Genomic DNA, 26,132 nt, shown 5'->3' on the forward strand with positions numbered 1-26,132 from the left:
CCTGGCGCGGCGCAGAAAATTTATGCGTGGGCGCTTGAATTGTTCATTGGGCATGATAGGTTATTTATTCGTTATTTTTGGGTTTTTATTCATAATTCGCCGTGTCATCAAGCTGCAGCACTGGGCGGTTAACGTGATGGGTTCGACGCATGCGGCGGTTAACTTCGGCAGGAGGATGTGATGAACGATAAAACGGCACGCCCGCAGGATGTGGTTCAACAACAGCTTGACGCCTATAACGCCCGCGACATCGAGGCCTTTATGGCCTGCTGGGCGGACGACGCCCAGTATTACGAGCATCCAGACACGCTGCTGGCCAGCGGCAAGGCGGCGATCCGTGAACGGCATCTGGTGCGTTTCCAGGAGCCGAGTCTGTATGGCGAACGGATAAAACGCATGGCGGTAGGCAATATGGTGGTCGATCAGGAGGTGGTGACGCGCAATTTCCCGCAGGGGCGCGGCAAAATGGATGTCATCGCCATCTATGAAGTGGAACAGGGGAGGATCGCCAAAGCCTGGTTCAAGATCGGCCCCTGCGTGCCGGATGAGGGCGCGCTCTAGCCGCGCATTACTGCAACGCCATCACCGCCTCTATTTCCACACACACCGCGGGTGAGAACAACGCGCTGACCGCCATCAGTGAACAGGCCGGCAGCGCGCCATCGAAATAGTCAAACAGCACCGGGCGCACGCCCGCCAGATCGGCGATGTCGGTCAGGAACACGCTGATTTTAATCAATGCCTTGAGGTTGACGCCTTCGCTGGCGGCAATGGTGGCCAGCTGTTCGAGGATCTCCTGCGTTTGCTCCGGCGCGCTCAATCCCTGAGCGTCGGTGGCGTAGGCCGTCAAGCCGGAAACGTATAAGCGATCGCCGTGGCGCACCGCATGCACATAGGGGCCGCCCGGCGTCGGCAACTGCGGATAATTCGTGCGTTTTAATGATGTCATGGTCAAACCCCGCGCAAGACCGGTTAATAAAATCGACAAACTTGGTTAGGATACTGAAGAAACGGCGGCCAGGCGCCGCGCACCGATGATATTTGAGAGTATCATCCCTCTTTATTTTATACGTCGTCTTCACCCGAATGTGACAGTGCGGCGCAGCTCGGCCACAAGGACGCATGAGACGATGAACCCGATTTTTACTCCCTACCTGCAACGCTGGCAACTGGAACAGGATGGCAAAGCCTTCGAAACCCACAGCAGTCTGCTGATGCCGGTGCGTTACCGGGGCGAGGCCGCCATGCTGAAGATCGCCCGCGAGCAGGAGGAGCGCTTCGGTGGCCGGCTGATGTGCTGGTGGCGCGGGGAAGGCGCCGCGCTGGTGCTGGCGTGGCACGACGACGGCATTCTGCTGGAGCGCGCGCAGGGCGAAGGTTCGTTGGCGCAGCTGGTGCGTGATGGCGACGATGAACAGGCCACGCAGATCCTGTGCCGGGCGATCGCCGCCTTGCATGCGCCGCGAGAGGCACCGCTGCCCGAATTGATCCCGCTGCAGGAGTGGTTCAGCTCGCTGTGGCCGGCGGCGCAGGCGCACGGCGGCATGCTGCGCCTCAGCGCCACAACGGCGGCGGAATTGCTGAGCAGCCCGCGAGAAGAAAGCGTGCTGCACGGCGATATCCACCATGACAATGTGCTCGACTTCGGCGAACGCGGCTGGCTGGCGATCGACCCCAAGCGTTTGTACGGTGAACGGGGCTTCGATTACGCCAATATCTTCTGCAATCCCAACTACGGTATCGCCACCGATCCGGCCATTTTCCAGCGCCGCGTGGAACAGGTGTGCCGGTTGGCCGGGTTGGATCGCCGGCGCTTGCTGCAATGGATCCTGGCCTGGTCGGGGCTCTCCGCCGCCTGGTTCATGGAAGACGGGCAGGCGGCTGACATTGACTTTCGCGTGGCCGAACTGGCGGCGCGCGCGTTGGATATCCCGTTGCCGGACGGCGATTCAGGGTTCATCCTGCCAGTAATCGAGCGAGGTTGAAGGGCGCTGCAGGTAGCGCACCTGCTCGCCGTCTGCGCTGCGCGCCATCGCCTGGTATTTGCCGGAATCCGGGTACATCACCAGCTCCGGCTGTTCGCGCGTGCTGACGGACAGGTACTTCAGCGGCGCATCGGAAGTGTTGATGATCTGGTGCGGGTATTCCGGGCCCGGCGGAATGAAAATGACATCCCCGCTGACGATCGGCAGCATTTCTCCGGCCACTCGCAGCGTACCGCAGCCCTCCAGAATGATGAACATTTCCTCCTGAGCGTAGTGAAAATGGTAGGGGCAGGAACGCATGCCCGGCGCCACACAATCGAAAGAGGCGCCCAGCTTGTCGGCGGCGGTGCCGGTGCCGAGACGGGCGCCGACGCTGTCATACAACGGCGGCCGCCGGTCATGTTTCATCTCTACCTGTTCGACATTGCGTATCAGGCGCTGAGCCAACAGCGCGGCTTTCTCAGTCATAAGCTTCCTTGGTGACGGCGTCACTTATTAGGTGAATTGACAGTCAGACGACAGAGAAAGTGAAGGCGCCACGGCGTCGCTTGTCAATGTAGACCGCCCGTTACGCCTCGGAGGTTCGCCGCGGCAGCGACAGCAGCAGATGGGCGATGGCGCCGCCGACAATGCCCCAGAAGGCCGAACCGATGCCGAGCAGCGTGACGCCGGAAGCGGTGATGAGGAAGGCGATCAGCGCCGCGTCGCGCTGTTTTTCATCATGCAGCGCGCGTTGCAGGCTGCCGCCGATGGTGCCGAGCAACGCCAGCCCGGCGATGGTGTGGATCAGGGCGACCGGCAACGCGCTGAACAGCAGGCCGATGGCGCCGCCGAACAGCCCGGCCAGCAGGTAGAAACCGCCGGCGGCCACCGCGCCCATATAGCGCCGCTGCGGATCGGGATGCACGTCCGGCCCCATGCAAATGGCGGCGGTAATGGCGGCGATGCACACCGAGAAACCGCCGAATGGCGCCAGCAGCAGCGCGGTCAGCGCCGTCCAGGCGATCAGCGGTGAGGTGGGGACACGGTAACCCGCCGCCTGCAGCGTAGCGATCCCGGGAGCGTTCTGTGAAGCCATGGTCACCACGAAGAAGGGCACGCCGATGCCGAGCAGCGTCGGCCAGCTGAAATGCGGCGCGATAAATTCCGGCACGGCGAACGCCGGCGTCTGTTGCGTCAGCTGGATATCGCCCTGCAGCGCGGCGATCGCCAGCCCAATCGCCAGCGTCAATACGATGGCGTAGCGCGGCAGGTAACGGCGGCTGAGCAGATAGGTCAGCCCCATACCGGCGCTGAGGAGGAAATTGAGCTGCAGCGAAGCGAAGGCGTCCAGCCCGAAACGCAGCAGGATCCCCGCCAGCATCGCGGCGGAAATCGCCTGCGGAATATAATCCATCAGGCGAGCGAACAGCCCGGTGACGCCGCAGAGCAGGATCAGTCCCGATGCGAAGATAAACACCCCGATCGCCTCATGGATCGGCGTGCCGGGCAGGCTGGTGACCAGCAGCGCCGCTCCTGGCGTCGACCACGCGGTGAGGATCGGGGTGCGATAGTAAAGCGACAGCCCGAGGGAAGTGACGCCCATCGCGATCCCAAGCGTGCTCAGCCAGCCGCCGATCTGCGCCGGCGTGGCGCCTGCGGCGGCGGCGGCCTGGAAAATGATGGCGGCAGAGCTGGTGTAACCGACCAGAACGGCGACAAAGCCGGCCATGACGGCGGGCAGGGTCAGATGACGCAGGGTGACGGCAGGGCGCATGAGCAGCTCCAATCGGTGGTTGTGCGTTATAACGCACGGCAAGAAATCAGCATAGCATCGTGCGCTATAGCGCACAAGCGGGTATAATCTGGCTCGACACGCAGAGGAGAACAGGATGCAGGAACTGGCCGGCCATTTGGCGCACACCCTTCGCACGCTGCGCGCACAGCGCGGCTGGAGCCTGACGCAGGCGGCGGAATACACCGGCGTCAGCAAGGCGATGCTCGGGCAGATTGAACGCGGCGAGTCCAGCCCGACGGTGGCGACGCTGTGGAAGATCGCCACCGGTTTCAACGTGGCGTTTTCCGCCTTTCTTGAGGCCTCACCCGCGCAGCAGCAGGCGACGTTGCACCGCTATGGCGATCTGCCGGTGTACGATCAGGACAACGCCGACATGCGCGTGGTGCCGCTGTTTCCCTACGATCGCCAGCTGGGTTTCGATATGTTCGTCATCGATCTCGCGCCGGGTGCGCTCAGCGAATCGTCGCCGCATGAGCCGGGCGTGATCGAGCATGTGATCGTGATCAGCGGCCGGTTGGAATTGGCGATAGACGGCGCGTGGCACAGCCTGGCGGCCGGCGAGGCGATGCGCTTTCAGGCCGATCGGCCGCATGCTTACCGCAACGCCGGTTCACAAACGGTGCGTATCCACGATCTGATCCACTATCCTCAATCCTGACTCAACGCGGCGGCCGTGGGCTTTGACTCCGCGCCGCCAAACGCCTACCTTGTTGAAAATGACTCTTATTTCACAGGCTGTCGCCCATGACGGGGCGGCGTTGCAGCCGACTCAAAAGGAGCTTGATTTTGCCGGTCACCAATCGACGTCAGTTCATTAAACTCAGTGCGCAAACCGCAGGAGCCGTATTCGCGATGACTTCATTACCCAACAGTATCCGCCTGGCGATGGCGGCGGAGGGCGGCGCGGCCGCCGGCGATGAATTCCTGTGGCTGGAAGAGCTGCAGGGTAAAAAAGCGCTGCAATGGGTGCAGCAGGAAAATCAGCGCACCGTGGCACGTTTCGGTCAGGGCGAAGACTTTCAGCGCATTGAGCGCGAAGTCCTGGATATCCTCAATAAAGACACCCAGATCCCGTGGGTGAGCAAACGCGGCGAGTACTATTACAACTTCTGGCAGGATCAGGCCAACCCGCGTGGCCTGCTGCGGCGCACCACGCTGGACGAGTACCGCAAGGCCAAACCGGCCTGGGAGACGGTGCTGGATATCGATGCGTTGGGCAAAGCGGAGGGCAAGGATTGGGTTTATCAGGGCTCGCAACCGCTGGCGCCGGAATACCGTTATTGCCTGATGCAGCTGTCGCCGGACGGCGGTGACGCCACCGAAATCCGCGAATTCGATCTGGTTGCCAAACGTTTCGTCAAAGACGGTTTCAACGTGCCGGTGGCGAAAAGCCGGGTTTCCTGGGTCGATCGGGACACGCTGTTCATCGCCACCGATTTCGGCCCCGGCTCGATGACCCAGTCCGGCTACGCGCGCATCGCCAAACGCTGGCGGCGCGGTACGCCGCTGAGCGCCGCCGAAACGCTGTATGAAGCGCAGCCCGAAGACATGGCGGTCTTCGCCTATCACGACCGCACGCCGGGCTTTGAGCGCGATTTCGTCGGCCGAAGCCTGGACTTCTATCGCCGTGACTATTTCTTGCTGGCTCAGGATGGTCGGCAGAAAAAAATCGACATCCCGTCCGACGCCGAGCTGGACACGCATCGGGAATGGCTGCTGATCAAACCGAGCAGCGACTGGGAAGTGGGCGGCAAGCGTTATCCGTCCGGCGCGCTGCTGGCGGCCAACTTCGATGACTATCTGGCGGGCAAGCGCGAGCTGCAGCTGCTGTTTACCCCGACGGCGGAGCAGGCGCTGAGCGGCTACAGCGGCACCCGCGATCACCTGATCCTCAGCATCATGGATAACGTGGTCAACCGGCTGGAGGTGCTGACGCCGCAGGGCGGCAGCTGGCAGCGTCGTCCGCTGGGCAACCCCGGTGCCATCAGCACCCTTTCCGCCGGCGGCATCGACGAAGAGAGCAACGCCTATTTCCTGACCGTCAGCGGGTTCCTGCAGCCGACCTCGCTGTATATGGGTAATCTCGACGGCGGTGAGGCGACGCTGCTGAAACAGGCGCCGCAGGACTTTGACGCCGCCGGCTATCAGGTCAGCCAGCATTTCGCGCGCTCCAAGGACGGCACCCGCGTGCCGTATTTCCAGATCGCCGCCAAAGATCTCAAGCTGGACGGCAGCACGCCGACGCTGCTGTATGGCTACGGCGGGTTTGAAGTGCCGCTGTTGCCGGGCTATCTCGGCGGCAAGGCGCCGGCCTGGCTGGAGCGCGGCGGGGTGTACGTGGTGGCCAACATCCGCGGCGGCGGCGAATACGGCCCGGCCTGGCATCAGGCGGCGCTCAAGCAGAACCGCCATCGCGCCTATGAGGATTTCGCCGCCGTGGCCGAAGATCTCATCGCACGCAAGGTGACCTCGGCGCCGCATCTCGGCGCACGCGGCGGCAGCAACGGCGGCCTGCTGGTGGGCAATATGCTGACGCTGTATCCGCAGCTGTTCGGCTGCATCGTCTGCGAAGTGCCGCTGCTGGACATGCAGCGCTATACCCAGCTTTCCGCCGGCGCATCGTGGATCGCCGAATACGGCGATCCGAGCAAGCCGGAGGAGTGGACCTACATCAAGACCTTCTCGCCATACCACAACATTCAGGCGCAGACGGCCTACCCGCCGGTGCTGTTCTATACCGCGACCAGCGATGATCGGGTCAACCCGGCCCACGCCCGCAAAATGGCGGCGCGCATGCAGGCGATGGGGTATCAGCAGGCCTATTTCTATGAAAATACCGAAGGCGGGCACAGCGCCGCCGCCGACAAGCAGCAGGCGGCGTTCCACAGCGCACTGGTAAGCGAATTCATGTGGGCCAACCTGAGCGGCAAACCCAAGTCAGCGTAAGCCTTTTTCTTGCGGCATAAAAAAACACCGGGGCGTTAACCCCGGTGTTTTTATTTACGCTCAATCCGCCGGCGGTCAGCGAGCCGCAGCGGCTTCCTGCGCTTGCCGATTGGCGTCTTCGGTGGTGTCCAGCGTCATGCGGTACAGCTTCGGCGCGGTCAGCATCATCAGGATAGCGATGACGGCGGTGACGATGCCGATCTGCATAAACACATGGCTGTAGATGGCCAGCGAAGCGTGCGCGTCGTTGATGTCGCTTGGCACGGCGGTCAGACCGGCAACCTTACCGGCGATCAGCGCGGCGGCGGCGGTAGTCAGGAACCAGGAGCCCATGATGAAGCCCATCAGACGCTGTGGCACCAGCTGTGCCACCATCGCCAGACCCAGGCCGGAAATCATCAGCTCGCCGATGCTCTGCAGCGCGTAGCTCAGGATCAGCCAGTTGACCGACACGATGCCCTGTTCGTTGGCGAAGCTGGCGCCCCATGGCAGCACCAGGAAGGCGCAGGAGCAGAGGATCATGCCGAAAGCGAACTTGTGCGGCATCGGCAGGCGATCGCCCATTTTGTTATACAGCGCGGCCAGAATCGGGCTGGCGAGCATGATCCAGAACGGGTTCAGCGCCTGATACTGCTCCGGCTCGAAGGCGACGCCGAAGATGCTGTGTTCCACGTTATGGATGGCGAAGAAGTTCAGCGAGGTTGGCATCTGGCTGTACAGCACGAAGAACACCACCGCTTCCAGCATCAGCAGGAAGGCGACGATCATCTTGCGGCGTGCGGCGCCGTGCAGGGCGAAGGTTTCCTTGGCGAACACCAGAACGATACCGGCGGAAACGAGGGCCAACGCCCAGCGCGCGATCACCTGGTTGTGCAGCAGCCAGCTGGACACGGCGATCAACGCCACGATGCCGACCAGCACCATCAGCAGCTTCGGCAGATGCAGCGGCTTGAAGTCAGGTCTGGAGCCGTTTTCCTTCACCCACTTGTGGCACATCATAAAGTTGACCAGGGTGATCAGCATGCCGACCACGCTCAGGGAGAACGCCACGCTCCAGCCGTATTTCGCCGCCAGCCACGGGGTGGCCAGCATGGAGAAGAAGGAACCGATGTTCACCGACATGTAGTACATGGTGAAAGCGCCGTCGATGCGCGGGTCATCTTTCTCATAGCAGGTGGACAGCAGGGAGGACGGGTTAGCCTTGAACAGGCCGCTGCCCACGGCGATGGTCGCCATGCCCATGTAAACCCAGAAGATGTCGTGGCCGGAGTAGGCCACCATGGCGTAACCGGCGGCCAGCACCAGTGCGCCGAGCACGATCACGCGTTTGGCGCCCAGCACCTTGTCGCCCAGCCAGCCGCCGATGGCGACGAAGCCGTATACCAGGGCGCTGAAAGAAGAGAACAGGGTGATGGAATCGGCTTCGCTCATGCCGAGCATCTTGACCAGATAAACCGCCATGATGCCCTGCAGGCCGTAATAGCCGAAACGCTCCCACAGTTCGATCGAGAAGATCAGGTAGAACGCTTTCGGTTGTTTGAACGCGTTAAGGCTAACGCTCTCCGGGTGTTGGTTGTTTGCTGTTGACACTGGTACCTCTGTTTTTTCGCAGCCCGTCTTTGGAGGACGGGAAAGTACAAAAGTTGATGCGGAACGGCATCCTTTTGCGTTGTTATAGGATGGGGACGGCGGTTAATGTTCACTATCTTTGTCAACGTGGCAAGCAGTTTGTCATATTCGGTTACATTTAACGCTCGCAGGATTATGCTGCGATGTTGCAAATGTTATGCAGTATTAACTTTCGGGTTTTAATGGTTTGCCGATTTTTTGTTTTGATTAAAAGCTATACGGATTTTAAACAGGGATATATTCTGCTGAATTGCTATTTTTTAGCGCATCAGTGTATGTGTGGTTGTTAATCCATTGGAATGTTGTGCATATGCAGCGTTTTGTAAAATTATAGAAATTTAGGAAAACGGGACTGGCATTTGTGAACGCCTTGTGATCCTGAAAGCGTGACGTTCACCGCAATTTTTGACTAATTTTTCGCTTGAAAATAACGCGGCACTGAGTTTTTCACTGAAAACCGCGATAACGCCGGGGTTACTGCTGCGCGATATCACATTTCCGATAAAAAAGAGGCGCTGGCGGGGGGAGTGGCGGCGACGGGTGCGGTTTGCCGCACCCGTCAGACTCAGGATTCCGGATAAACCTTCTCTTTATACTCGCACAGATCTTCGATGATGCAGGAGCCGCAGCGCGGTTTGCGCGCGATGCAGGTGTAGCGCCCGTGCAGGATCAGCCAGTGGTGGCAATCGACCTTGAATTCGGCGGGCACCACCTTCAACAGCTTCTCTTCCACCTGATCGACGTTCTTGCCAGGCGCGAAGTGGGTGCGGTTGCACACCCGGAAGATGTGGGTGTCCACGGCGATGGTCGCCCAGCCGAAGGCGGTATTGAGCACCACGTTGGCGGTCTTGCGGCCGACTCCCGGCAGCGCTTCCAGCGCGGCGCGATCTTCCGGCACTTCGCCGCCGTGCAGCTCCAGCAGCATACGGCAGGTTTTGATCACGTTTTCGGCCTTGCTGTTGAACAGGCCGATGGTCTTGATGTACTCCTTGACGCCATCAACCCCCAGCGCCAGCATGGCGGCGGGGGTGTTGGCGACCGGGTAAAGTCTGGCGGTCGCCTTGTTGACGCTCACGTCGGTGGCCTGCGCAGACAGCAGCACGGCAATCAGCAGTTCAAACGGCGTGGTGTACACCAGCTCGGTGGTCGGGTGCGGGTTGTTGTCGCGCAGCCGGGTCAGAATTTCCAGTCGCTTCTGCTTGTTCATCAGGCCTTCTCAGCACGTCCTTGTTCCAGCAGCGGTTCCGCCGCCACGGCGCGGGCTTTGCGCGCCTTCATTTTTTCGTCGATCAGATACTTGACCGCCAGCAGCAGCCCCAGGCCGATAAAGGCGCCCGGCGGCAGCATCGCCAGCAGGAATGGGCTGTCGAAATGCACCACTTCGATGCGCAGCGACTTGGCCCAGCCGCCCAGCAGTTGGTCGGCGCCGTCGAACAGCGTACCGTTGCCCAACAGTTCGCGCATCGAGCCCAGCGTCACCATCACGCCGGTGGCGCCAAGGCCGATGGCCATGCCGTCCAGCGCCGAGAGGCCGACCGGCTTCTTGGCGGCCACCGCTTCGGCGCGGCCGACCACGATGCAGTTGGTCACGATCAATGGAATAAAGATGCCGAGCGACTGATACAGGCCGAAGGCATAGGCGTTGATCAGCATCTGCACGATGCTCACCACCGCGGCGATGATCATCACGTAGATCGGAATACGCACTTCGCTCGGCACCCAGCGGCGCACCGCGGAGATGGAGGCGTTGGTCAGCGTCAGCACCAGCGTGGTGGCCAGCCCCAGGCCCAGCGCGTTGGTGACGGTGGAGGTCACCGCCAGCAACGGACACATGCCCAGCAACTGCACCAGGGCGGAGTTGTTTTTCCACAACCCCTGAACGATCAATTCTTTGGCTTCACTCATTCGGCGGCTCCACACGCAGGTAAGCTTTCAAGTTTAGGCGGCAGCGTTTCCATATACAACGCCGTGCGGCGCACCGCATTGACCACCGCCCGCGGGGTGATGGTCGCGCCGGTGAACTGGTCGAACATGCCGCCGTCTTTCTTCACCGCCCAGCGTTTGTCGTCCGGGCCGTCGATTTTCTTGCCGCTGAAGAAGGAAATCCAGTCGGAAATGCGCAGTTCAATTTTGTCACCCAGCCCAGGCGTTTCGTGGTGTTCAATCACCCGGGTGCCGAGCACCGTGCCGTTGAAATCGGCGCCGACCAGCAGCTTGATGGCGCCTGAGTAGCCGTCCGGCGCGGTGGTTTCCAGCGCGGCGGCCGTCGGCTGCCCGTTTTTGCGCGCCAGGTACAAGCGGTGCGGCGCGCCGTCGCCCAGCGCCGGATCGCTGACCAGCAGGCATTCGTTCTGCATGATGTTGTCGTAGTTTTCCGGCGGTACCACCTGATCGAGCAGCGCTTTTTGCTGCAGCGCCGCCTGATGGGCGATGGTGGTTTTCGTCAGGGCGTAAACTACGGCGGTCAGGCCGGTGGTGACCGCCGCAAACACCGCCAGCGTGGTGCCGTGCTTTCTCATGGAATTCAGCATGGCGGCTCCTTAGCGATGGCCGTACACGCGCGGCTGCGTGTAGTGGTCGATTAACGGGACGGTGATGTTGGCGAGCAGCACGGCGAAGGCCACACCATCAGGGTAGCCGCCATAGACGCGGATCAGCCAGACCAGCACGCCGATCAGCGCGCCGTAGATTAAGCGGCCCTTCGGCGTGGTGGAGGCGCTGACCGGATCGGTGGCGATAAAGAACGCACCCAGCATGCTGGCGCCGGAGAATAGGTGGATCAGCGGTGAAGCCTGATGCGCCGGATCGATCCACCAGGCCAGACCGGAACAGAAGGCGATGGCGGCCAACATGCTGAAAGGGATTTGCCAATGGATCAGGCGGCGCGCCAGCATAAACAGGCCGCCGGTCAGGAAACCGAGGTTGACCCACTGCCAGCCGATACCGGCCAGCGCGCCGCCGAACAGCGGCTGCTGCAACACCTGTTCCACGCTGTGGCCGCTGCGCAGGCCGGTTTTGAAGCCGTCGAGCGGCGTGGCCTGGCTGATGCCGTCCACGCCCATCTGCAGTTCGTGCAGCGTCGCGCCCTGTGCGGTATGGCCGCTGAAAATCGCCAGCAGCGTGTCGTGGAGCGACAGCGCGGCGGCGCGCAGTTCATCCGGCGGCAGCCAGCTGGTCATCTGCACCGGGAAGGAGATGAGCAGCACTACGTAACCGACCATCGCCGGGTTGAACGGGTTCTGCCCGAGGCCGCCATACAGCTGTTTGGCGATAACGATGGCGAAGAAGGTGCCGATGACGATCATCCACCACGGCGCCAGCGGCGGCAGGCTGATGCCGAGCAGCAGCGCGGTCAGCAGGGCGGAGTTATCCGCCAGCCGGCTGCGCACCGGCAGCTTGCGCAGCTTGAGGATCGCGCCTTCTGCAGCCAGCGCGACGATCGCCGCCAGCGCCACCTGAATCAGCACGCCGTAGCCGAAAAACCAAATCTGCGCCGCAATGCCGGGAATGCACGCCAACATGACCCATAGCATAATGCGGCTGGTGCTTTGCTGGTTGTGGGTGAAAGGCGAGCTGGCGATGTGTAAGCCTTTGGCGGCTGTGGGTGATACCGGCCTGAACTTCATAGAGTAACGATACCTTCTGCGCCGCGCCTGCGGCAGTTTCGATGCGCCATACTGCGGGCGCGGCAAAAATGATAGCCGAGCATTCTACCTGATTCGATGCGAGGGTAATACGCCTTAATGATAGGGGTATTCGGCTTTCCGCACATCTGGCGATCGGGGTGGCGCGATTTGATTTTTTTTTGGCCGGGAAATGGGCTAACGTGAGGAATTGTCAGTGGAACTTGCGCCGTCATCGACCGCGGAAAATGGGGTAAACGTCTGAATGAGATATCATTTTTCTCCAGATTTCCGCACAAAATAACAACTTTCACATAATCCGTGTAGGTTACTATCGCGAACATTATTGAGTCAGTGAATCCATAATAATGACAAATGAAGACATTTTTTTTATTGAAGAGCTAATTGAGTGGGTGGAGATACATCTGGAGAAACGGCCAAACCTGGATGAAGTCGCGCGTATTTCGGGCTATTCCAAGTGGCATCTGCAGCGTAAATTCAAGCGTATTACCGGCATTCAACTCGCCACCTATATCCGTTCGCGCATCCTGACGCGCGCCGCGGTGGCGTTGCGCATTACTCGTCGCTCCATCATCGATATCTCCGATGAGCTGGGCTTCGACTCTCAGCAGACCTTTACCCGCATGTTCAAGCAGCGCTTCGGCACTACTCCCAATCGCTACCGCTCGATGGAGCACTGGGACGTGAAAAACCTGATGCCGCGCTTTAACTTCGAAGCCAGCTACGGCGCCGGTTATTACCCGGAAGTGAAGCGGCTGACGCTGCCCGACATGCAGCTGGTCGGCTTCACTCGCCGGCTGGATTTCGCCTCCGAACAGGAACTGGAGTACTCTTCCTGCATGGCGATGAAGGATGAGATTTTCAACGACTTCTTCAAGGGGCTGCACGTCGACTGTCGGCGGATTTACAGCATCTACTCCCCTCATGCCGGGGAGGGCGACGAGCTCTCATCCACGCTGGTGATGGCGGTCGATCCTGAACACAGAAAGGATATTCTTTCCAACCATCAGATAGACACCTTCCATTTGCCGAGCCGCGAGTTTATCTCTATCAACCATAAGGGGTCGGCGAAAGAGTGTTTGCAGTTTTTCGGCTACCTGATGTCGCATGTGATGCCGGGGTTGAAGGATAAAGTGCGCGGCAGTATGGAAATGGAGATCATTCAAACCAAAGAGTGGAATCCTGAATCCAAACTGCGTCAGATTGAAGTGGATTACACCTACCTGATTTCTATCGATTAAATGGCGCCTGGCGTCAGCCAGGCGCCGCTATCATTATTTGTCTTCCGTTTCCGCCGCCAGCGATTCTCTGGCGGCTTTTTTGGCTTTGGCGCGGGCGATAGCCGCGGCGACCGCCGCCTTGCGCGGATCTTCTTCGGCGGCAACCGGCGCCGGTTCCGTCGGTGCAGGGGCATCCGCCTGCTGCGCCGCTTTCTTGGCCTTGGCGCGGGCGATAGCCGCCGCGACCGCCGCCTTGCGCGGATCTTCTTCGGCTACAGCCGGCGCCGGTTCCGCCGATGCAGGGGCATCCGCCTGTTGCGCCGCTTTCTTGGCTTTTACGCGCGCCAGTGCCGCCGCGACCGCCGCCTTGCGCGGATCTTCTTCGGCGGCAGCCGGCGTCGTTTCCGCCGGAGCAGGGGCATCCGCCTGCTGCTCTGCCTTTTTGGCCTTCACGCGCGCCAGGGCGGCCGTAACGGCCGCTTTACGCGGATCGTCCTCTGTTGCCGCCGGGGCGGAGTTGTTTGCCGCCGGCGCCTCTTTGCGCGCTTTCACGCGGGCCAGCGCCGCGGCCACGGCGGCTTTACGCGCGTCGTCGCCGGCGGTCGCCGGTGGCGCTTCCGTTTCCACCTCGGCAGCCAGCTGGGCACGACGTTCGCGCGCCTGCGCTTTACGTGCTTCGCGGGCAGCGATCACCTCGCTGTTATCCGGCTGCTGGCCGTTGACCGGCGTAACCGACGCTTCGGCATTCTTGCTGCGCACGCGCGCCAGCGCGGCCTGCACTGCGCCCTGATCGTCGTCGGTCAGTTTGACGGCGGCCTTTTTATGTCGCTCTTCACGCGCCAGTTTTTCACGCTCCAGACGCGCCAGCTTAGCCTCGTAACGCGCCTTGGCCTCGGCGGTGCGCGCCGCTTCCAGATCGATAGCCTTGATTTCGGCCTTTTCCTGCCGGTAGTACTGTACCAGCGGGATATTGCTGGGGCAGACGAACGCGCAGGCACCGCATTCGATGCAGTCGAACAGGTTATGGTTGCGCGCCTTGTCGTGCTCCTGCCCGCGGCTGAACCAATACAGCTGTTGTGGCAGCAGCCCGGCAGGGCAAGCGTCTACGCACAGGCCGCAGCGGATGCAGGACTGCTCCGGTTCCTGCGGCGTCATTTCATCCACCGTCGGCGCCAGAATGCAGTTGCTGATCTTGACGATTGGCACGTTCAGCGCGGGCAGGGTGAAGCCCATCAGCGGGCCGCCCATGACCACCATCTGCTGCGCCTGCGGGCGGAAACCGACGAAGTCGAGCAGGTGCTGCACCGGCGTGCCGATGCGAGCCCACAGATTGCCGGGGCGCTCGATCGCCTCGCCGGTCAGGGTCACTACGCGCTCAATCAGCGGTTCGCCGTCGACGATCGCTCGCTTGATGGCGAAGGCGGTGCCGACGTTTTGCATCAATACGCCGATAGCGGAGGAGTGCTTACCGTGCGGCACTTCCTTGCCGGTCAAAATTTTGGTCAGCTGCTTGGCGCCGCCGGACGGGTATTTGGTTGGGATGACGCGCAGCGCAATGCCGGGCTGGCCGCGCAACGCCTGTTTCAGCGCCGCGATTGCCTCCGGTTTATTGTCTTCGATGCCGATCAACGTGAGCTTGGGTTGCAGAATGTGTTGCAGGATCTGCGTGCCTTCAATGATCTGAGCGGCATGTTCCTGCATCAGACGGTCGTCGGCGGTAATGTAAGGCTCGCACTCGGCGGCGTTGAGGATCAGCGTTTCCACGCCGCTCATGCCGCCTTGCAGTTTGCTGGCGGTCGGGAAACCTGCGCCGCCCAGGCCGGCGATGCCGGCCTGATGAATACGTTGAATCAGTTCCGCGGCGGGCGATTGGCGATAATCCGCCACCGGATCGCGCTCGCACCAGCGGTCTTCCCCGTCTGCCTCGATAATCACGCACAGCTCCGTCAGCCCAGACGGGTGCGCGGTGATGTGCGGCGTAATGGCGCTGACGGTGCCCGAGGTCGGGGCGTGCACCGGCACGGTGCGGCCGCGGCCGACGGTCAGCGGCTGGCCTTTCAACACCCGATCGCCGGCGCTGACGCACAGCTCGCCTTCCGGCCCCAGATGCTGTTGCAGCGGAATGATAAAGGTCTTGGGCAGGGGCGCGACACGCAGCGGCGCACCGCTGGACTGCGTTTTCATTTCCGGTGGATGGATCCCGCCGTCGAAATCCCAGATCCGGTCTTTTTTAAAGGCGGCGAACAGATTAAGCATGTTGCTCCACGTGGATCACTTGCACCGGGATCGTCTTCATGTCCCACTTCCAGTTGGCGGTGGTGGTAGCGACCGGTCTCATTTCAATACAGTCGGTAGGGCAAGGGGCGACGCACAGATCGCAGCCGGTACAGAGGTCGGTGATGACGGTGTGCATGGCGCGGGTGGCGCCGACGATGGCGTCCACCGGGCAGGCCTGAATGCACTTGGTGCAGCCGATGCAGTTGGCCTCGTCGATATAGGCCACTTTACGCTCCGGCTCGGCGGCGGCTTCGCTGCCCAGCGGCTGCGGCTCGACGTTGAGCAGCTCCGCCAGTTTCAGCATCACCTGTTCGCCGCCCGGCGCGCATTTGTTGATCATCTCGCCGTTGGCCACCGCCTCGGCATAGGGGCGACAGCCGGGGTAGCCGCACTGGCCGCACTGGCTCTGCGGCAGGATCGCATCGACCTGCTCGGCGACCGGATCCTCTTCCACCTCAAAACGGCGCGCGGCGTAGCCCAGCACCAGTCCGAACAGCAGCCCGAGCGCGCTTAGAGCCGCGATAGCTATCCACAACGCAGTCATTAGAATTTCACCAGCCCGGTAAAGCCCATAAAGGCCAGCGACATCAGCCCGGCGGTGATCAGCGCGATCGAGGAGCCGCGGAACGGCGCCGGCACGTCGGCCACCGCCAGACGTTCGCGAATGGCGGCGAACAGCACCATCACCAGCGAGAAACCGGCGGCGGCGCTAAAGCCGTAAACGGCGGACTGCAGGAAGTTGTAGCCGAGGTTGACGTTAAGCAACGCCACGCCAAGCACCGCGCAGTTGGTGGTGATCAGCGGCAGGAAGATGCCCAGCAGGCGGTAGAGCGCCGGGCTGGTTTTGCGCACTACCATCTCGGTGAACTGCACGACGACGGCGATCACCAGAATGAAGGAGAGCGTGCGCAGGTACACCAGATCCAGCGGAACCAGAATAAAGGTGTTGATCACCCAGGCGCTGACGGAGGCCAGCGTCATGACGAAGGTGGTGGCCATTCCCATGCCGATGGCGCTTTCCAGCTTCTTGGAAACGCCGAGGAACGGGCACAGGCCAAGAAACTTCACCAGAACGAAGTTGTTCACCAGTACGGTGCCGACAAACAGGAGCAGGTATTCGGTCATTGCGATGCCTAAAAAAATAAAAGCCGCCTATTATCGGGAATCGGCGGCCGGACGACAACATATGAATCGCAGGGGTATTGCCTTTTTTGGCGAAAATTTACACAAAACACCCGATAAAACGTGCTGCAACCGCCTTTAACGTTCGGTAAAGGTGCCTTTAACCCGCTGCGAGCGCTTGATGTAAGGCACCAGCAGCGCCGCCATCAGCAGCGGCCAGCCGAGGCTGCGCACCGCCACTTCATCCGGCACCGGCGCGAAGGCGAAAGCTTTCACCGCCAGGATCACCGTGATCAGCAGCCATAACAAGAACAGTTTAGGGAAGCGCTGCGACCGCTGGCAGAACAGAAACACCAGCCACAGGGTAAAGCCCCACATCAAGAGCGTGGTCAGCACCGAAAAGTACCATTGCAGGGTAAACGCCTGGGCGTTGGTCAACAGATAGTCGCGCGACTCGGGCATGAAGATCGCCATGGCGTACAGGAGCAGCATCAGGCTGGCGCTGAGCAGGGTAACGATCAGATAGGCCAGCGGGGCCAGCAACCAACCGCCGATACGAGAGTATTCAGCTTGAGACATAAAACGGCTTCCTGATTGAATCGGGGATCACAGGCGGCATAGCTTAGCGGGTAATATAGGCTTCGTCATCTCTATCAAGCGGATAGCTCGGCATCGCGGCGCCGGGCCGCACGTTTGGCTACTCCGGCCTCGCTTCGAATTAACATCTCATTTACTTCTTGTTCCATCCGGCCGCATGGTGTCAAATCGAAAGGGTCTGTCGTGAGCCTGCAAGAGGAAATCCCATGGCTGAAAAAATTCGTGTCGGGCTGGTCGGTTACGGCTACGCCGGTAAAACCTTTCATGCGCCGCTAATCGCCGGTACGCCGGGGCTGGAACTGGCCGCCGTTTCCAGCAGCGATGCCGGCAAAGTGCACGCCGACTGGCCGTCGATGACGGTCGTGGGGGATGCGCAGGCGCTGTTCGCCGATCCGGCCCTCGATCTGATCGTCATTCCTACCCCCAACGATACCCATTTCCCGCTGGCGCAACAGGCGCTGGCCGCCGGCAAGCACGTGGTGGTGGATAAACCGTTTACCGTGACGCTGTCACAAGCACAGGCGCTGCAACAGCAGGCGCAGCAGAGCGGTTTACTGCTGTCGGTGTTCCACAACCGTCGCTGGGACAGCGATTTCCTTACCCTTAAGGCGCTGCTGAACGACGGTTCGCTGGGCGAGGTGGTGTACTTCGAATCGCACTTCGATCGCTACCGGCCGCAGGTGCGCCAGCGCTGGCGCGAACAGGGCGGCGTCGGCAGCGGCATCTGGTTCGATTTGGGGCCGCATCTGCTCGATCAGGCGCTGCAACTCTTCGGCAAGCCCGACCGACTGTTTGTCGATCTGGGTGAGCTGCGGCCGGGGGCGCAGGCGGTGGACTATTTTCACGCGCTGCTGAGCTATGGCGATCGCCGCGTGGTGCTGCACGCCAGCATGCTGGCGGCGGCGGAGAGCCCGCGCTACGTCGTGCACGGCACCCGCGGCAGCTATGTCAAATACGGCCTCGATACGCAGGAGGACCGGCTGAAGGCCGGCGAGCGCTTGCCGCAGGCCGATTGGGGCTATGACATGCGCGATGGCGTGGTGACGCTGTCACGTGACGATCTGCTGGCGGAGCAACCGCTGCTCAACATTCCCGGCAATTATCCGGCTTATTACGCGGCGGTGCGCGACGCCATCGCCGGCATCGCTGAAAACCCGGTGCCGGCCGCCGACGCCATCGCGGTGATGGCATTGATTGAACTGGGGCTGGAATCGGCCCGGCTGCAGCAGGCGCTGCCGGTGGTTTAATACCGCCCATTTCTCTGTGCCCGGCGCAACGTCGGGCCTTTTTACGACTTTACGTGCAAGGAAATTCGTTTCATGTCCTGGTTGCAGCGTTTGCGCATTGATAAATTTTTGCTGGTTCTGATTTTGGTGGTGATCGTCGCCTCGCTGTTCCCCTGCGAAGGCATCTGGAAAACCTTCTTTGAACACCTGACCACCGCCGCCATCGCGCTGCTGTTCTTTATGCACGGCGCCAAGCTGTCGCGCGAGGCGATCGTCGCCGGCATGAGCCACTGGAAGCTGCATCTGCTGGTGTTCCTCAGCACCTTTGCGCTGTTCCCGCTGCTCGGGCTGGCGATGAACCTGCTGGTGCCGGGCATCATGACGCCGACGGTCTATCTCGGCTTCCTCTATCTGTGCGCGCTGCCGGCCACGGTGCAGTCGGCCATCGCTTTTACCTCGGCGGCGGGCGGCAACGTGGCGGCGGCGATCTGCAGCGCCTCAGCGTCCAGCATTCTTGGCGTGTTCCTGTCGCCGCTGCTGGTGGGGGCGTTGATGCATACCCAGGGCGGCAATACCGACGTGCTGCACGCCATTGGCTCAATCATTCTGCAACTGATGGTGCCGTTCGTGATCGGCCATCTGGCGCGGCCGCTGATCGGCAAGTGGATCGACCGCCATCGCAAACTGATTAACCTGACCGACCGTTCGTCGATCCTGCTGGTGGTGTATACCGCGTTCAGTGCGGCGGTGGTGGAAGGGATTTGGCACCGTATCGACGGCTGGTCGCTGCTGACTATCCTGGTGATGTCGCTGGTGCTGCTGACGGTGGTGCTGGTGATCAACACCTACGCGGCGCGCTGGCTGGGCTTCAACACCGCCGATGAAATCACCATCGTCTTCTGCGGTTCGAAAAAGAGCCTGGCGAACGGCATCCCGATGGCCAACGTGCTGTTCCCGGCCGCGGCGGTGGGCGCCATGGTGCTGCCGCTGATGATTTTCCACCAGGTGCAACTGATGGTGTGCGCGGTGCTGGCGCAGCGCTATGCGCGTAAAACCGCCAAACAGCGGGCCGAGGCGGAGGCGCTGGCGGCCAAATAGGTAGCAGGCCGCTAGCGGCGGCCCAGCGCGTCGAGCAGAAAGTCGGCGCGCTCATCGGGTGAGGCGCGCGGCAGCTCTTGCAGCCGATAGCCATAACGGCGATAGATGGCCACCATCGCCCGATAGGTTTGCTCGGCTTCGGCGAAAGACTGTTTTCTCTCGCTGTCCTGCGCATAAATCGCTCGCCACGGCGGGGCGATGAACACCGTATCGGCATAGCGAAAGGCGTCGATCGCCGCTGTTAAGGGGGCGGGGATCGATAATCCGCACAGCGTCAGGTAACCGGCGATATCCGGCAGGCCGCGATCGAAGAACCAGCATGTTGCGCCCGTCGCTTCGCGCCATGAACGCAGTTCCCAATCGAGCATCCGCTCGGCGAAAGCCTGGCGATCGCCCCACGGCAGCGCATTGCCGCCAATACTCACCTGATCCTGAATAATCGCCCGGCCCGCCTCCTGCGAATGCGGGTAACCGCGGCGATGAAGAACGTCGATGAGCGTGCTTTTGCCCGAACCCGGGCCGCCGGTCAGCACGATACGGCGTAGTTTGTCAGACATGCGGATCTCCTCTCTTGCAACAGAGTGATGGGGTGAAAACAGCGATAAAGATGAGCAGGCGGAAGAAGACGGGGGATGAGAAGAAGGCGCCGTTTGGCGCCTGGGGAGATTAGCCCTGAACTTTGGCGCGTAGCGCCTGTTTTTCCTGCTCGCTGAGGAAGGCCAGCTTCAGGCCGTTTTCCTGCGCGGTGCGGATTTCTTCCGGCGTCAGCCCGGCCTGTGGCGCGGCGACGCGGTATTCATGCTCGATCTCGATGCCCTGAACCGCCGGATCGTCGGTGTTGATCGACGCCAGCACGCCGTGGCGCAGGAAGGTGGCCAGCGGATGCTGCGCCAGCGACGGCACGGTGCTGGTTTGGATGTTGGAGGTCAGGCAGGACTCGATGCCGATGCCGTGTTCCGCCAGGAAGTCCATCAGCGCCGGATCTTCGACCGCTTTCACCCCGTGGCCGATACGTTCGGCGCCCAGCTCGCGGATCGCCTGCCAGATGCTTTCCGGGCCGGCGGCTTCGCCCGCGTGCACGGTGATGCGCAGGCCGGCGTCGCGCGCACGGTTGAAGTGACTGAGGAACAGGCTGCCGGGGAAGCCCAGCTCATCGCCCGCCAAATCCAGTGCGGTAATGCCGTCGCGGTGCGCCAGCAACCCTTCCAGCTCCTGCAAACAGGCGGCCTCGCCAAAGGTGCGGCTCATGATGCCGATCAGGCGAATGTCGATATCGCGATCGCGGCAGCCCGAGCGGATCCCGTCGATCACCGCTTCCACCACGCCGGCGACCGGCAGCTGATGCTTCATCGCCATGTAGTAAGGGGAAAAACGCAGCTCGGCGTAGTGCAGGCCGGCGTTGGCGGCGTCCTCGACGTTTTCGTAGGCCACCCGGCGGCAGGCGTCCAGATCGCCCAGCACCGCTACGCCCCAGTCCAGTTTCTGCAGGAAGCTGACCAGATCCGGTTCGGCGTGGGTGATCTGCACGTGCGGGCGCAGGCTCTCCAAATCGTTGGCCGGCAGGGTGAGGTTGAACTGGCGACCGAGGTCGAGAATGGTCTGCGCGCGGATATTGCCGTCGAGATGGCGGTGAATGTCGGTAAGCGGTAGGCGGGGATCGATCATGCTGGGCACTCGCTAATTATCGTAGGTAAAGTGCAGAACAGTATAAAAACAAATGAATGAAACTTGCCATCTCGTTGCATAAAAAAGTGACTTGCATCACAAATAATGCGAGGGGTATCGCATTATCGTCGTGAATCAGGCTTTCAACACGCTGACGCCCGCCTGCTGCAACGGCGCGATCAATGCGTCGTCGGTGGCGCGTTCAACGATGATGGTATGCGCCAGCGTAATGTCACCGATCGCATACTGCGAGGCGGCGTTAAGCTTGGCGGCGGAGGCCAGCACCACGGTTTCCGCCGCGCGGGCCGCCAGTGCCCGCTTGATGTAGGCCTCTTCCAGATCGCCGGTGCTCAGCCCCGCAGTGGGGTGCACGCCGGTCACGCCCATAAAATAAATATCGGCGCGAATATGCGACATCGCTTCCACCGCGGCGGCGCCGACGCTGACGATCGAATGCTTGTACAACCTGCCGCCGATCAGGATCACCTCCACCGTGGGATGATCGGCCAGGCCCACGGCGACGCTGGGGCTGTGGGTGACGATGGTGGCGTTCAGGCTGAGCGGCAGCTGCCTGACCAGCTCGGCGGAGGTGGTGCCGCCGTCGATGATCACCACCTGGCCGGGGGCGATCAGCGCCGCCGCCACTTTGGCGATTGCGCGTTTGGCGCCGGATTCCAACTGATTGCGTTCGGCGAAGCTGGCGATGGCGGATGAAACCGGCAGGGCGCCGCCGTGCACCCGCTGCAGCAACCCCTCGGCGTCCAGTTCGCGCAGGTCGCGCCGGACAGTGTCTTCCGACAGCCCGAACAGCTCGCTGAGCTGCTTGGCCAACACCTGGCCGTCCTGAGCCAGTTTCTCCAGGATGATTTTCTTGCGCTGGCTGGTCAATATGGCCATTTTTCCCTCAAATTTGTTTTGCACGAAATATCTTGATCATACACGAAGCTGCACGATAGTATCAATTTCCTTCCTCTGGCGGAGTAAACCGATGATAGCCACCAAAGACAGGGTTCGCATTGTCGAAACCCGGGTGTTGTCCGATGACTGGTACCTGCTGAAAAAAACCACCTTTGATTTTCTGCGGCGCGACGGCGTCTGGCAGCGGCAAAGCCGTGAGACTTACGATCGCGGTGACGGCGCGGTGATTTTGCTGTTCAACCGGCAGGCGCAGACGGTGATCCTGACGCGCCAGTTCCGCTTTCCGGTGTTCGTCAACGGTCATGACGGCATGCTGATTGAGGCCGCCGCCGGGCTGCTGGACAACGCGTCGCCGGAGGCGCGCATCAGAGCCGAAGCGGAAGAGGAAACCGGCTATTTCGTGCAGAACGTGGAGAAAGTGTTTGAAGCCTACATGAGCCCAGGTTCGGTCACCGAGAAGCTGCACTTTTTCATCGGTGAATATCAGGCGGGCGATCGCGTCAACGAGGGCGGCGGGGTGGCGGCGGAGGGCGAGGATCTGGAGGTGATCGAGCTGCCGCTGGCGCAGGCCCTGCAGGCGATTCGTCAGGGCGCGATCGTTGACGCCAAGACCATCATGCTGCTGCAGTTTGTCGCCTTGAACCGGACGTTGGAGGAAGAACGATGAAAGCACAACAAATCCTGATCGCTGGCCCCTATCGCAGCGGCACCGATGGCGATCCGCAGCGTATCGCCGCCAATCTGGCGCGCCTGGAACAGGCGGCGCTGGCGGTTTACCTACGGGGACACGTGCCGGTGATCGGCGAATGGCTGGCGCTGCCTTTGGCGGCGGCGGCAGGCTCCACTCAGGTTGGCGATGCGGTGAGCGAGGCGTTTCTTTACCCGGTGGCCCATCGGCTGATTGCGCAGTGTCAGGCGGTATATCGCATCGAAGGGGCATCTGCGGGAGCCGATAACGACGTGCGGTTGGCTAACGAATGGGGATTGACGGTCTATCGTCATCTGGAGGAAATTCCGTCTGTTCAGGCGTAACCGAGGGGCGGGCAGAGGCTCGCCCCCTCGCGTTATTGCTCGCCCAGCACCACCCTCAACCCGGCGATCAGCTTGTCCATGCCGGCCTCCAGCTTGCCGCGCGGGCAGCCGACGTTGAGACGCAGGAACCCGCGGCCTTCCTCGCCGTAGGTAAAGCCCGGCATGATCGCCACCTTTTCGCGCTCGATCAGCGCCTGCTGCAGCGCCCGATCGTCTACGGCCAGCGGCCGCAGATCGATCCAGGCCAGGTAGGTGGCCTGCGGCGGGCGCCAGCCCAGCGCGGGAAACGCCTGCTCCAGCCGTTCGGCGACGTAGCTCAGATTATCCTGCAGATAGTCGCGCAGGGCGTCCAGCCAGGGTTCGCCGTGGCGATAGGCAGCCACGTGCGCCGCCACCGCCAGCACCGCCGGCGAGGAGAGGCCGTCGCGGGATTTGAGCTGCTGGAAGTAGGCTTCGCGGCTGGCGTCATCGCTGATAAAGCCGTAGGCGCCGGTCAGCGCCGGGATATTGAAACTCTTGGAGCCGGAGGTCAGCAAGGCCCAGGCGCCGGTCGCCACCTGGCTCCACGGCGTATGGCGGTGTTCCCCCCATGCCATATCCATGTGGATTTCGTCGCTGATGACGCGCACGTCGTGGCGCTCGCACAGTTCGGCCATCTGCTGTAACTCGTCGCGGCGCCACACTTTGCCGGTGGGATTATGCGGGCTGCACAGCAGCAGGATCTTGGTTTGCGGCCGCGCCAGCAACGCCTCAAGGTGCGCCATGTCGCAGCGCCAGTCGTCGCCGGCCTTGTGCAGCGGGCAGGCCAACAGCTGGCGTTGGTTGGCGAGGATCACCTTGTAGAAGGCGTCGTAGGCCGGGGTATGGGTCACCACATAGTCGCCCGGTACGGACCATTGGCGGATCAGCTGCGCCGCCATGTAGATAACGGAAGGGCCGTACACCGCCGTTGCGGTGTCGATGGCGACGTTGAAACGTTGCTGATACCAGTGGCGCAGCGCGCCGAGAAAATCCTCGTGCTGCCAGCGGCTGTAGCCCAGCACGCCGTGCTGCAGGCGTTGCTGCAACGCCTCGAGAATGCACGGTGCGGTGGCGAAATCCATATCGGAGATGGTGAACGGCAGCAGATCGTCGCTGCCGAAACGATCGGCGATATAGTCCCACTGGGTGCACCAGGTGCCGTGGCGGTCGATCGGGGTGGAGAAATCAAACATGGGTGGCTCCCTGCAGCGCCGCGGCAGGTTGCGCCGTGGCTATCAGTGAGTCTAATTCATCTTTCACCGATTGCACCTGCGGGCCGATCACCACCTGCAGATTATGGTCGTTGAGATGCACTACGCCGATGGCGCGGTTGGCCTTCAGCGCCGCGTCGTCCACCCGGCTCATGTCGTTGACCGACAGGCGCAGGCGGGTGATGCAGTTGTCCAGCGTGATAACGTTGCCCGGGCCGCCGAGGGCCGCCAGAATCGCCGGCACGTTGTAGCCGGATTTGCCCACCGCGCCGCTCGGCGCGCTTTGGCTGATGGCGCTGTCGCTCTCACGGCCCGGCGTTTTGATGTTAAAGCGCTGGATGGCGAAGCGGAAAATGGCGTAATAGCCGACGAACCAGACGGCGGCCACCACCGGCACCAGATACCACTTGGTGGCGGTGCCGTGCAGAATGCCGAACACCACGAAGTCGATGATGTTGCCGTCGGTGTTGCCGATGGTCACGCCCAGCAGCGCCATCACGGTAAAGCCCAACCCGGTGAGCAGCGCGTGGATCAGATACAGGAACGGCGCGACGAACAGGAACAAAAATTCGATCGGTTCGGTGGTGCCGCCGACCACGCAGGCCACCACGCCGGAAATCAACAGCCCTTTGATTTTGTGACGATTCTCCGGTTTAGCGCAGTGGTACATCGCCAGCGCCGCGCCCGGCAGGCCGCCGAGGAACGCCGGCATTTTACCCTGTGACAGGAAGCGGGTGGCGCTCTCGGCGAAGCCGGTGGTGGTCGGGCAGGAGAGCTGCGCCTGGAAGATGGTCAGGGCGCCGCTGACGCTGTGGCCGCACACCTCCATCGTACCGCCCGCCTCGGTAAAGCGGATCAGCGCCACCAGAATGTGCTGCAGGCCGAAAGGCAGCAGCAAGCGTTCGCCGGTGCCGAACAGCATCGGGCCAAAGGCGCCGGCGCTGTTGATCACCCAGCCCAGCCCGGTGATGCCGGCGGCGAACCACGGCCAGATCAGTGGGATCACCAGGCCGCACAGGCCCAGCACCACGGTGGTGACGATTGGCACGAAGCGCGTGCCGCCGAAAAACGCCAGCGCGTCCGGCAGGCGGATGGTGTGGAAGCGTTCATGCAGGCGATAGACGATGATGCCGACGATCACCGCGCCGAGGATGCCGGTATCGATCGACTGAATGCCGAGGATGTTCTGGATATTGTTGGCTTTCAGCACCAGCGGATCGCTGGTGGGCAGCACGCCGGCGGCGGTCAGGTAGAAGTTGGTGCCCAGATTCAGCACAGCGAAGCCGACGAAACCGGAGAACGCGGCGACGCCTTTGTTTTCGCGCGCCATGCCCAGCGGAATGGCGATGGCGAACATCACCGGCAGGAAGCTGAAGGCGAAGGAGCCTACCTTGCTCATCCAGGTGAAGATCAGCTGGAAGATCGGGTGGCCGATAAACGGCATCAGGGTGATCACGTCGCGGCTGCTCAGCGAGCTGCCGATCCCCAGCATGATGCCGCAGAAAGAGAGCAAGGCGACGGGCAACATGAACGTTTTGCCCAGGCTCTGGAAGAACTCCCAGAGGGTGATTTTGGGTTTGTTGGCTGCTGACATAACCGACTTCTCCTGGCGAAAAGACGAGCAAAAAGGGGACTGCTGATTAGGTAAAAAGAAGATAAAACGTTTTACCTAGCAAAAATGCGCCACCAATCACAAATCTGCCGCCCGGTTTTTGGCGACAATGCGGCTGGCAGTAAAACGTTTTACTGAGTTAACGGATTCGG

At 61.6% G+C, this 26,132-nt stretch carries 26 protein-coding genes; 9 read left to right on the forward strand and 17 right to left on the reverse strand.

All coding sequences use genetic code 11. The features are described from left to right. Window positions 1–180 precede the first annotated feature (180 nt). Complete coding sequence (locus AC2CGI_RS12065) at window positions 181–561, forward strand: nuclear transport factor 2 family protein (protein ID WP_015377744.1); 381 nt, start codon at window positions 181–183, stop codon at window positions 559–561. Window positions 562–568: 7 nt separating this feature from the next. On the opposite strand, the gene AC2CGI_RS12070 is transcribed toward AC2CGI_RS12065, so the two are convergent. Beyond that, window positions 569–949 carry a RidA family protein gene (locus AC2CGI_RS12070; RefSeq protein ID WP_015377745.1) on the reverse strand — a complete coding sequence of 127 codons (381 nt, stop codon included), beginning with the start codon at window positions 947–949 and terminating at the stop codon, window positions 569–571. A gap of 190 nt (window positions 950–1,139) precedes the next feature. Between AC2CGI_RS12070 and AC2CGI_RS12075 the strand changes: the two genes are divergently transcribed. Then, window positions 1,140–1,985: an aminoglycoside phosphotransferase family protein gene (locus AC2CGI_RS12075; RefSeq protein ID WP_370456260.1), complete on the forward strand. Its 846-nt coding sequence runs from the start codon at window positions 1,140–1,142 to the stop codon at window positions 1,983–1,985. Here AC2CGI_RS12075 and AC2CGI_RS12080 read toward each other — a convergent pair. Together AC2CGI_RS12080 and AC2CGI_RS12085 are read right to left on the reverse strand one after the other, a co-directional pair. Beyond that, the gene (locus tag AC2CGI_RS12080; protein ID WP_076740271.1) at window positions 1,950–2,453 is read right to left on the reverse strand and encodes a cupin domain-containing protein; all 504 of its coding nucleotides are present in this window, start codon (window positions 2,451–2,453) and stop codon (window positions 1,950–1,952) included. The genes AC2CGI_RS12075 and AC2CGI_RS12080 overlap by 36 nt on opposite strands. A 100-nt stretch (window positions 2,454–2,553) precedes the next feature. Further along, window positions 2,554–3,741 (reverse strand): benzoate/H(+) symporter BenE family transporter, encoded by a 1,188-nt coding sequence (locus AC2CGI_RS12085; RefSeq protein WP_076740270.1) that lies wholly within the window; start codon window positions 3,739–3,741, stop codon window positions 2,554–2,556. Between the two features lie 115 nt (window positions 3,742–3,856). Here AC2CGI_RS12085 and AC2CGI_RS12090 point away from each other — a divergent pair, with 115 nt between their 5' ends. Together AC2CGI_RS12090 and AC2CGI_RS12095 are read left to right on the forward strand one after the other, a co-directional pair. Further along, a complete protein-coding gene (locus AC2CGI_RS12090; protein ID WP_015377747.1) occupies window positions 3,857–4,420 on the forward strand; it encodes a helix-turn-helix domain-containing protein in 564 nt (187 codons plus the stop codon). Between the two features lie 194 nt (window positions 4,421–4,614). After that, window positions 4,615–6,708 (forward strand): prolyl oligopeptidase family serine peptidase, encoded by a 2,094-nt coding sequence (locus AC2CGI_RS12095; protein ID WP_076740269.1) that lies wholly within the window; start codon window positions 4,615–4,617, stop codon window positions 6,706–6,708. Window positions 6,709–6,783: 75 nt separating this feature from the next. Here AC2CGI_RS12095 and dtpA read toward each other — a convergent pair whose 3' ends face one another. From dtpA to rsxD, 5 genes are all read right to left on the reverse strand, one after another. Further along, window positions 6,784–8,298 (reverse strand): dipeptide/tripeptide permease DtpA, encoded by a 1,515-nt coding sequence (gene dtpA, locus AC2CGI_RS12100; protein ID WP_076740268.1) that lies wholly within the window; start codon window positions 8,296–8,298, stop codon window positions 6,784–6,786. Between the two features lie 604 nt (window positions 8,299–8,902). After that, a complete protein-coding gene (nth, locus tag AC2CGI_RS12105; RefSeq protein ID WP_004938407.1) occupies window positions 8,903–9,544 on the reverse strand; it encodes an endonuclease III in 642 nt (213 codons plus the stop codon). Beyond that, window positions 9,544–10,242: an electron transport complex subunit E gene (locus tag AC2CGI_RS12110; RefSeq protein ID WP_004938409.1), complete on the reverse strand. Its 699-nt coding sequence runs from the start codon at window positions 10,240–10,242 to the stop codon at window positions 9,544–9,546. Before AC2CGI_RS12110 ends, nth begins: the two co-directional genes overlap by 1 nt. Then, entirely contained in the window at window positions 10,239–10,868 is a 630-nt protein-coding gene (gene rsxG / locus AC2CGI_RS12115) for an electron transport complex subunit RsxG (RefSeq protein ID WP_015377750.1), read from the reverse strand. Before rsxG ends, AC2CGI_RS12110 begins: the two co-directional genes overlap by 4 nt. 9 nt (window positions 10,869–10,877) lie before the next feature. After that, on the reverse strand, window positions 10,878–11,963 hold the full coding sequence (gene rsxD / locus AC2CGI_RS12120) for an electron transport complex subunit RsxD (protein ID WP_076740267.1): 1,086 nt from the start codon (window positions 11,961–11,963) through the stop codon (window positions 10,878–10,880). Window positions 11,964–12,328: 365 nt separating this feature from the next. Here rsxD and AC2CGI_RS12125 point away from each other — a divergent pair, with 365 nt between their 5' ends. After that, window positions 12,329–13,222, forward strand: a complete 894-nt coding sequence (locus AC2CGI_RS12125; RefSeq protein ID WP_004938420.1) for a helix-turn-helix domain-containing protein — start codon at window positions 12,329–12,331, stop codon at window positions 13,220–13,222. Between the two features lie 33 nt (window positions 13,223–13,255). Here AC2CGI_RS12125 and rsxC read toward each other — a convergent pair whose 3' ends face one another. From rsxC to AC2CGI_RS12145, 4 genes are all read right to left on the reverse strand, one after another. Further along, entirely contained in the window at window positions 13,256–15,457 is a 2,202-nt protein-coding gene (gene rsxC / locus AC2CGI_RS12130; protein ID WP_484593947.1) for an electron transport complex subunit RsxC, read from the reverse strand. Next, entirely contained in the window at window positions 15,450–16,022 is a 573-nt protein-coding gene (gene rsxB, locus AC2CGI_RS12135; protein ID WP_004938428.1) for an electron transport complex subunit RsxB, read from the reverse strand. The genes rsxC and rsxB overlap by 8 nt, the downstream gene beginning before the upstream one ends. Beyond that, window positions 16,022–16,603, reverse strand: a complete 582-nt coding sequence (rsxA, locus tag AC2CGI_RS12140) for an electron transport complex subunit RsxA (protein WP_004938443.1) — start codon at window positions 16,601–16,603, stop codon at window positions 16,022–16,024. Before rsxA ends, rsxB begins: the two co-directional genes overlap by 1 nt. A 135-nt stretch (window positions 16,604–16,738) precedes the next feature. After that, window positions 16,739–17,179, reverse strand: a complete 441-nt coding sequence (locus AC2CGI_RS12145; RefSeq protein ID WP_004938446.1) for a DUF2569 domain-containing protein — start codon at window positions 17,177–17,179, stop codon at window positions 16,739–16,741. Between the two features lie 224 nt (window positions 17,180–17,403). Between AC2CGI_RS12145 and AC2CGI_RS12150 the strand changes: the two genes are divergently transcribed. Continuing rightward, complete coding sequence (locus tag AC2CGI_RS12150) at window positions 17,404–18,444, forward strand: oxidoreductase (protein WP_076740265.1); 1,041 nt, start codon at window positions 17,404–17,406, stop codon at window positions 18,442–18,444. A gap of 72 nt (window positions 18,445–18,516) precedes the next feature. After that, a complete protein-coding gene (locus tag AC2CGI_RS12155) occupies window positions 18,517–19,521 on the forward strand; it encodes a bile acid:sodium symporter family protein (protein ID WP_004938453.1) in 1,005 nt (334 codons plus the stop codon). A gap of 11 nt (window positions 19,522–19,532) precedes the next feature. Here AC2CGI_RS12155 and AC2CGI_RS12160 read toward each other — a convergent pair whose 3' ends face one another. From AC2CGI_RS12160 to AC2CGI_RS12170, 3 genes are all read right to left on the reverse strand, one after another. Further along, window positions 19,533–20,078 (reverse strand): AAA family ATPase, encoded by a 546-nt coding sequence (locus AC2CGI_RS12160; RefSeq protein WP_044031322.1) that lies wholly within the window; start codon window positions 20,076–20,078, stop codon window positions 19,533–19,535. A 109-nt stretch (window positions 20,079–20,187) separates the two neighbouring features. Next, window positions 20,188–21,186, reverse strand: a complete 999-nt coding sequence (gene add, locus AC2CGI_RS12165; protein WP_075685791.1) for an adenosine deaminase — start codon at window positions 21,184–21,186, stop codon at window positions 20,188–20,190. 135 nt (window positions 21,187–21,321) lie between these two features. Then, window positions 21,322–22,077 (reverse strand): DeoR/GlpR family DNA-binding transcription regulator, encoded by a 756-nt coding sequence (locus AC2CGI_RS12170; RefSeq protein ID WP_021505440.1) that lies wholly within the window; start codon window positions 22,075–22,077, stop codon window positions 21,322–21,324. Window positions 22,078–22,174: 97 nt separating this feature from the next. On the opposite strand from AC2CGI_RS12170, the gene AC2CGI_RS12175 reads away from it, so the two are divergent. After that, complete coding sequence (locus AC2CGI_RS12175) at window positions 22,175–22,771, forward strand: NUDIX hydrolase (RefSeq protein ID WP_076740264.1); 597 nt, start codon at window positions 22,175–22,177, stop codon at window positions 22,769–22,771. Next, on the forward strand, window positions 22,768–23,136 hold the full coding sequence (locus AC2CGI_RS12180) for a hypothetical protein (protein WP_015377760.1): 369 nt from the start codon (window positions 22,768–22,770) through the stop codon (window positions 23,134–23,136). The genes AC2CGI_RS12175 and AC2CGI_RS12180 overlap by 4 nt, the downstream gene beginning before the upstream one ends. A gap of 32 nt (window positions 23,137–23,168) precedes the next feature. On the opposite strand, the gene AC2CGI_RS12185 is transcribed toward AC2CGI_RS12180, so the two are convergent. Both AC2CGI_RS12185 and malX read right to left on the reverse strand, forming a co-directional pair. Further along, complete coding sequence (locus AC2CGI_RS12185; RefSeq protein ID WP_076740263.1) at window positions 23,169–24,350, reverse strand: MalY/PatB family protein; 1,182 nt, start codon at window positions 24,348–24,350, stop codon at window positions 23,169–23,171. Further along, complete coding sequence (malX, locus tag AC2CGI_RS12190; protein ID WP_076740262.1) at window positions 24,343–25,962, reverse strand: maltose/glucose-specific PTS transporter subunit IIBC; 1,620 nt, start codon at window positions 25,960–25,962, stop codon at window positions 24,343–24,345. Before malX ends, AC2CGI_RS12185 begins: the two co-directional genes overlap by 8 nt. Between the last annotated feature and the right edge of the window lie 170 nt (window positions 25,963–26,132).

The organism is Serratia sp. LSHTC3, from assembly GCF_057197125.1.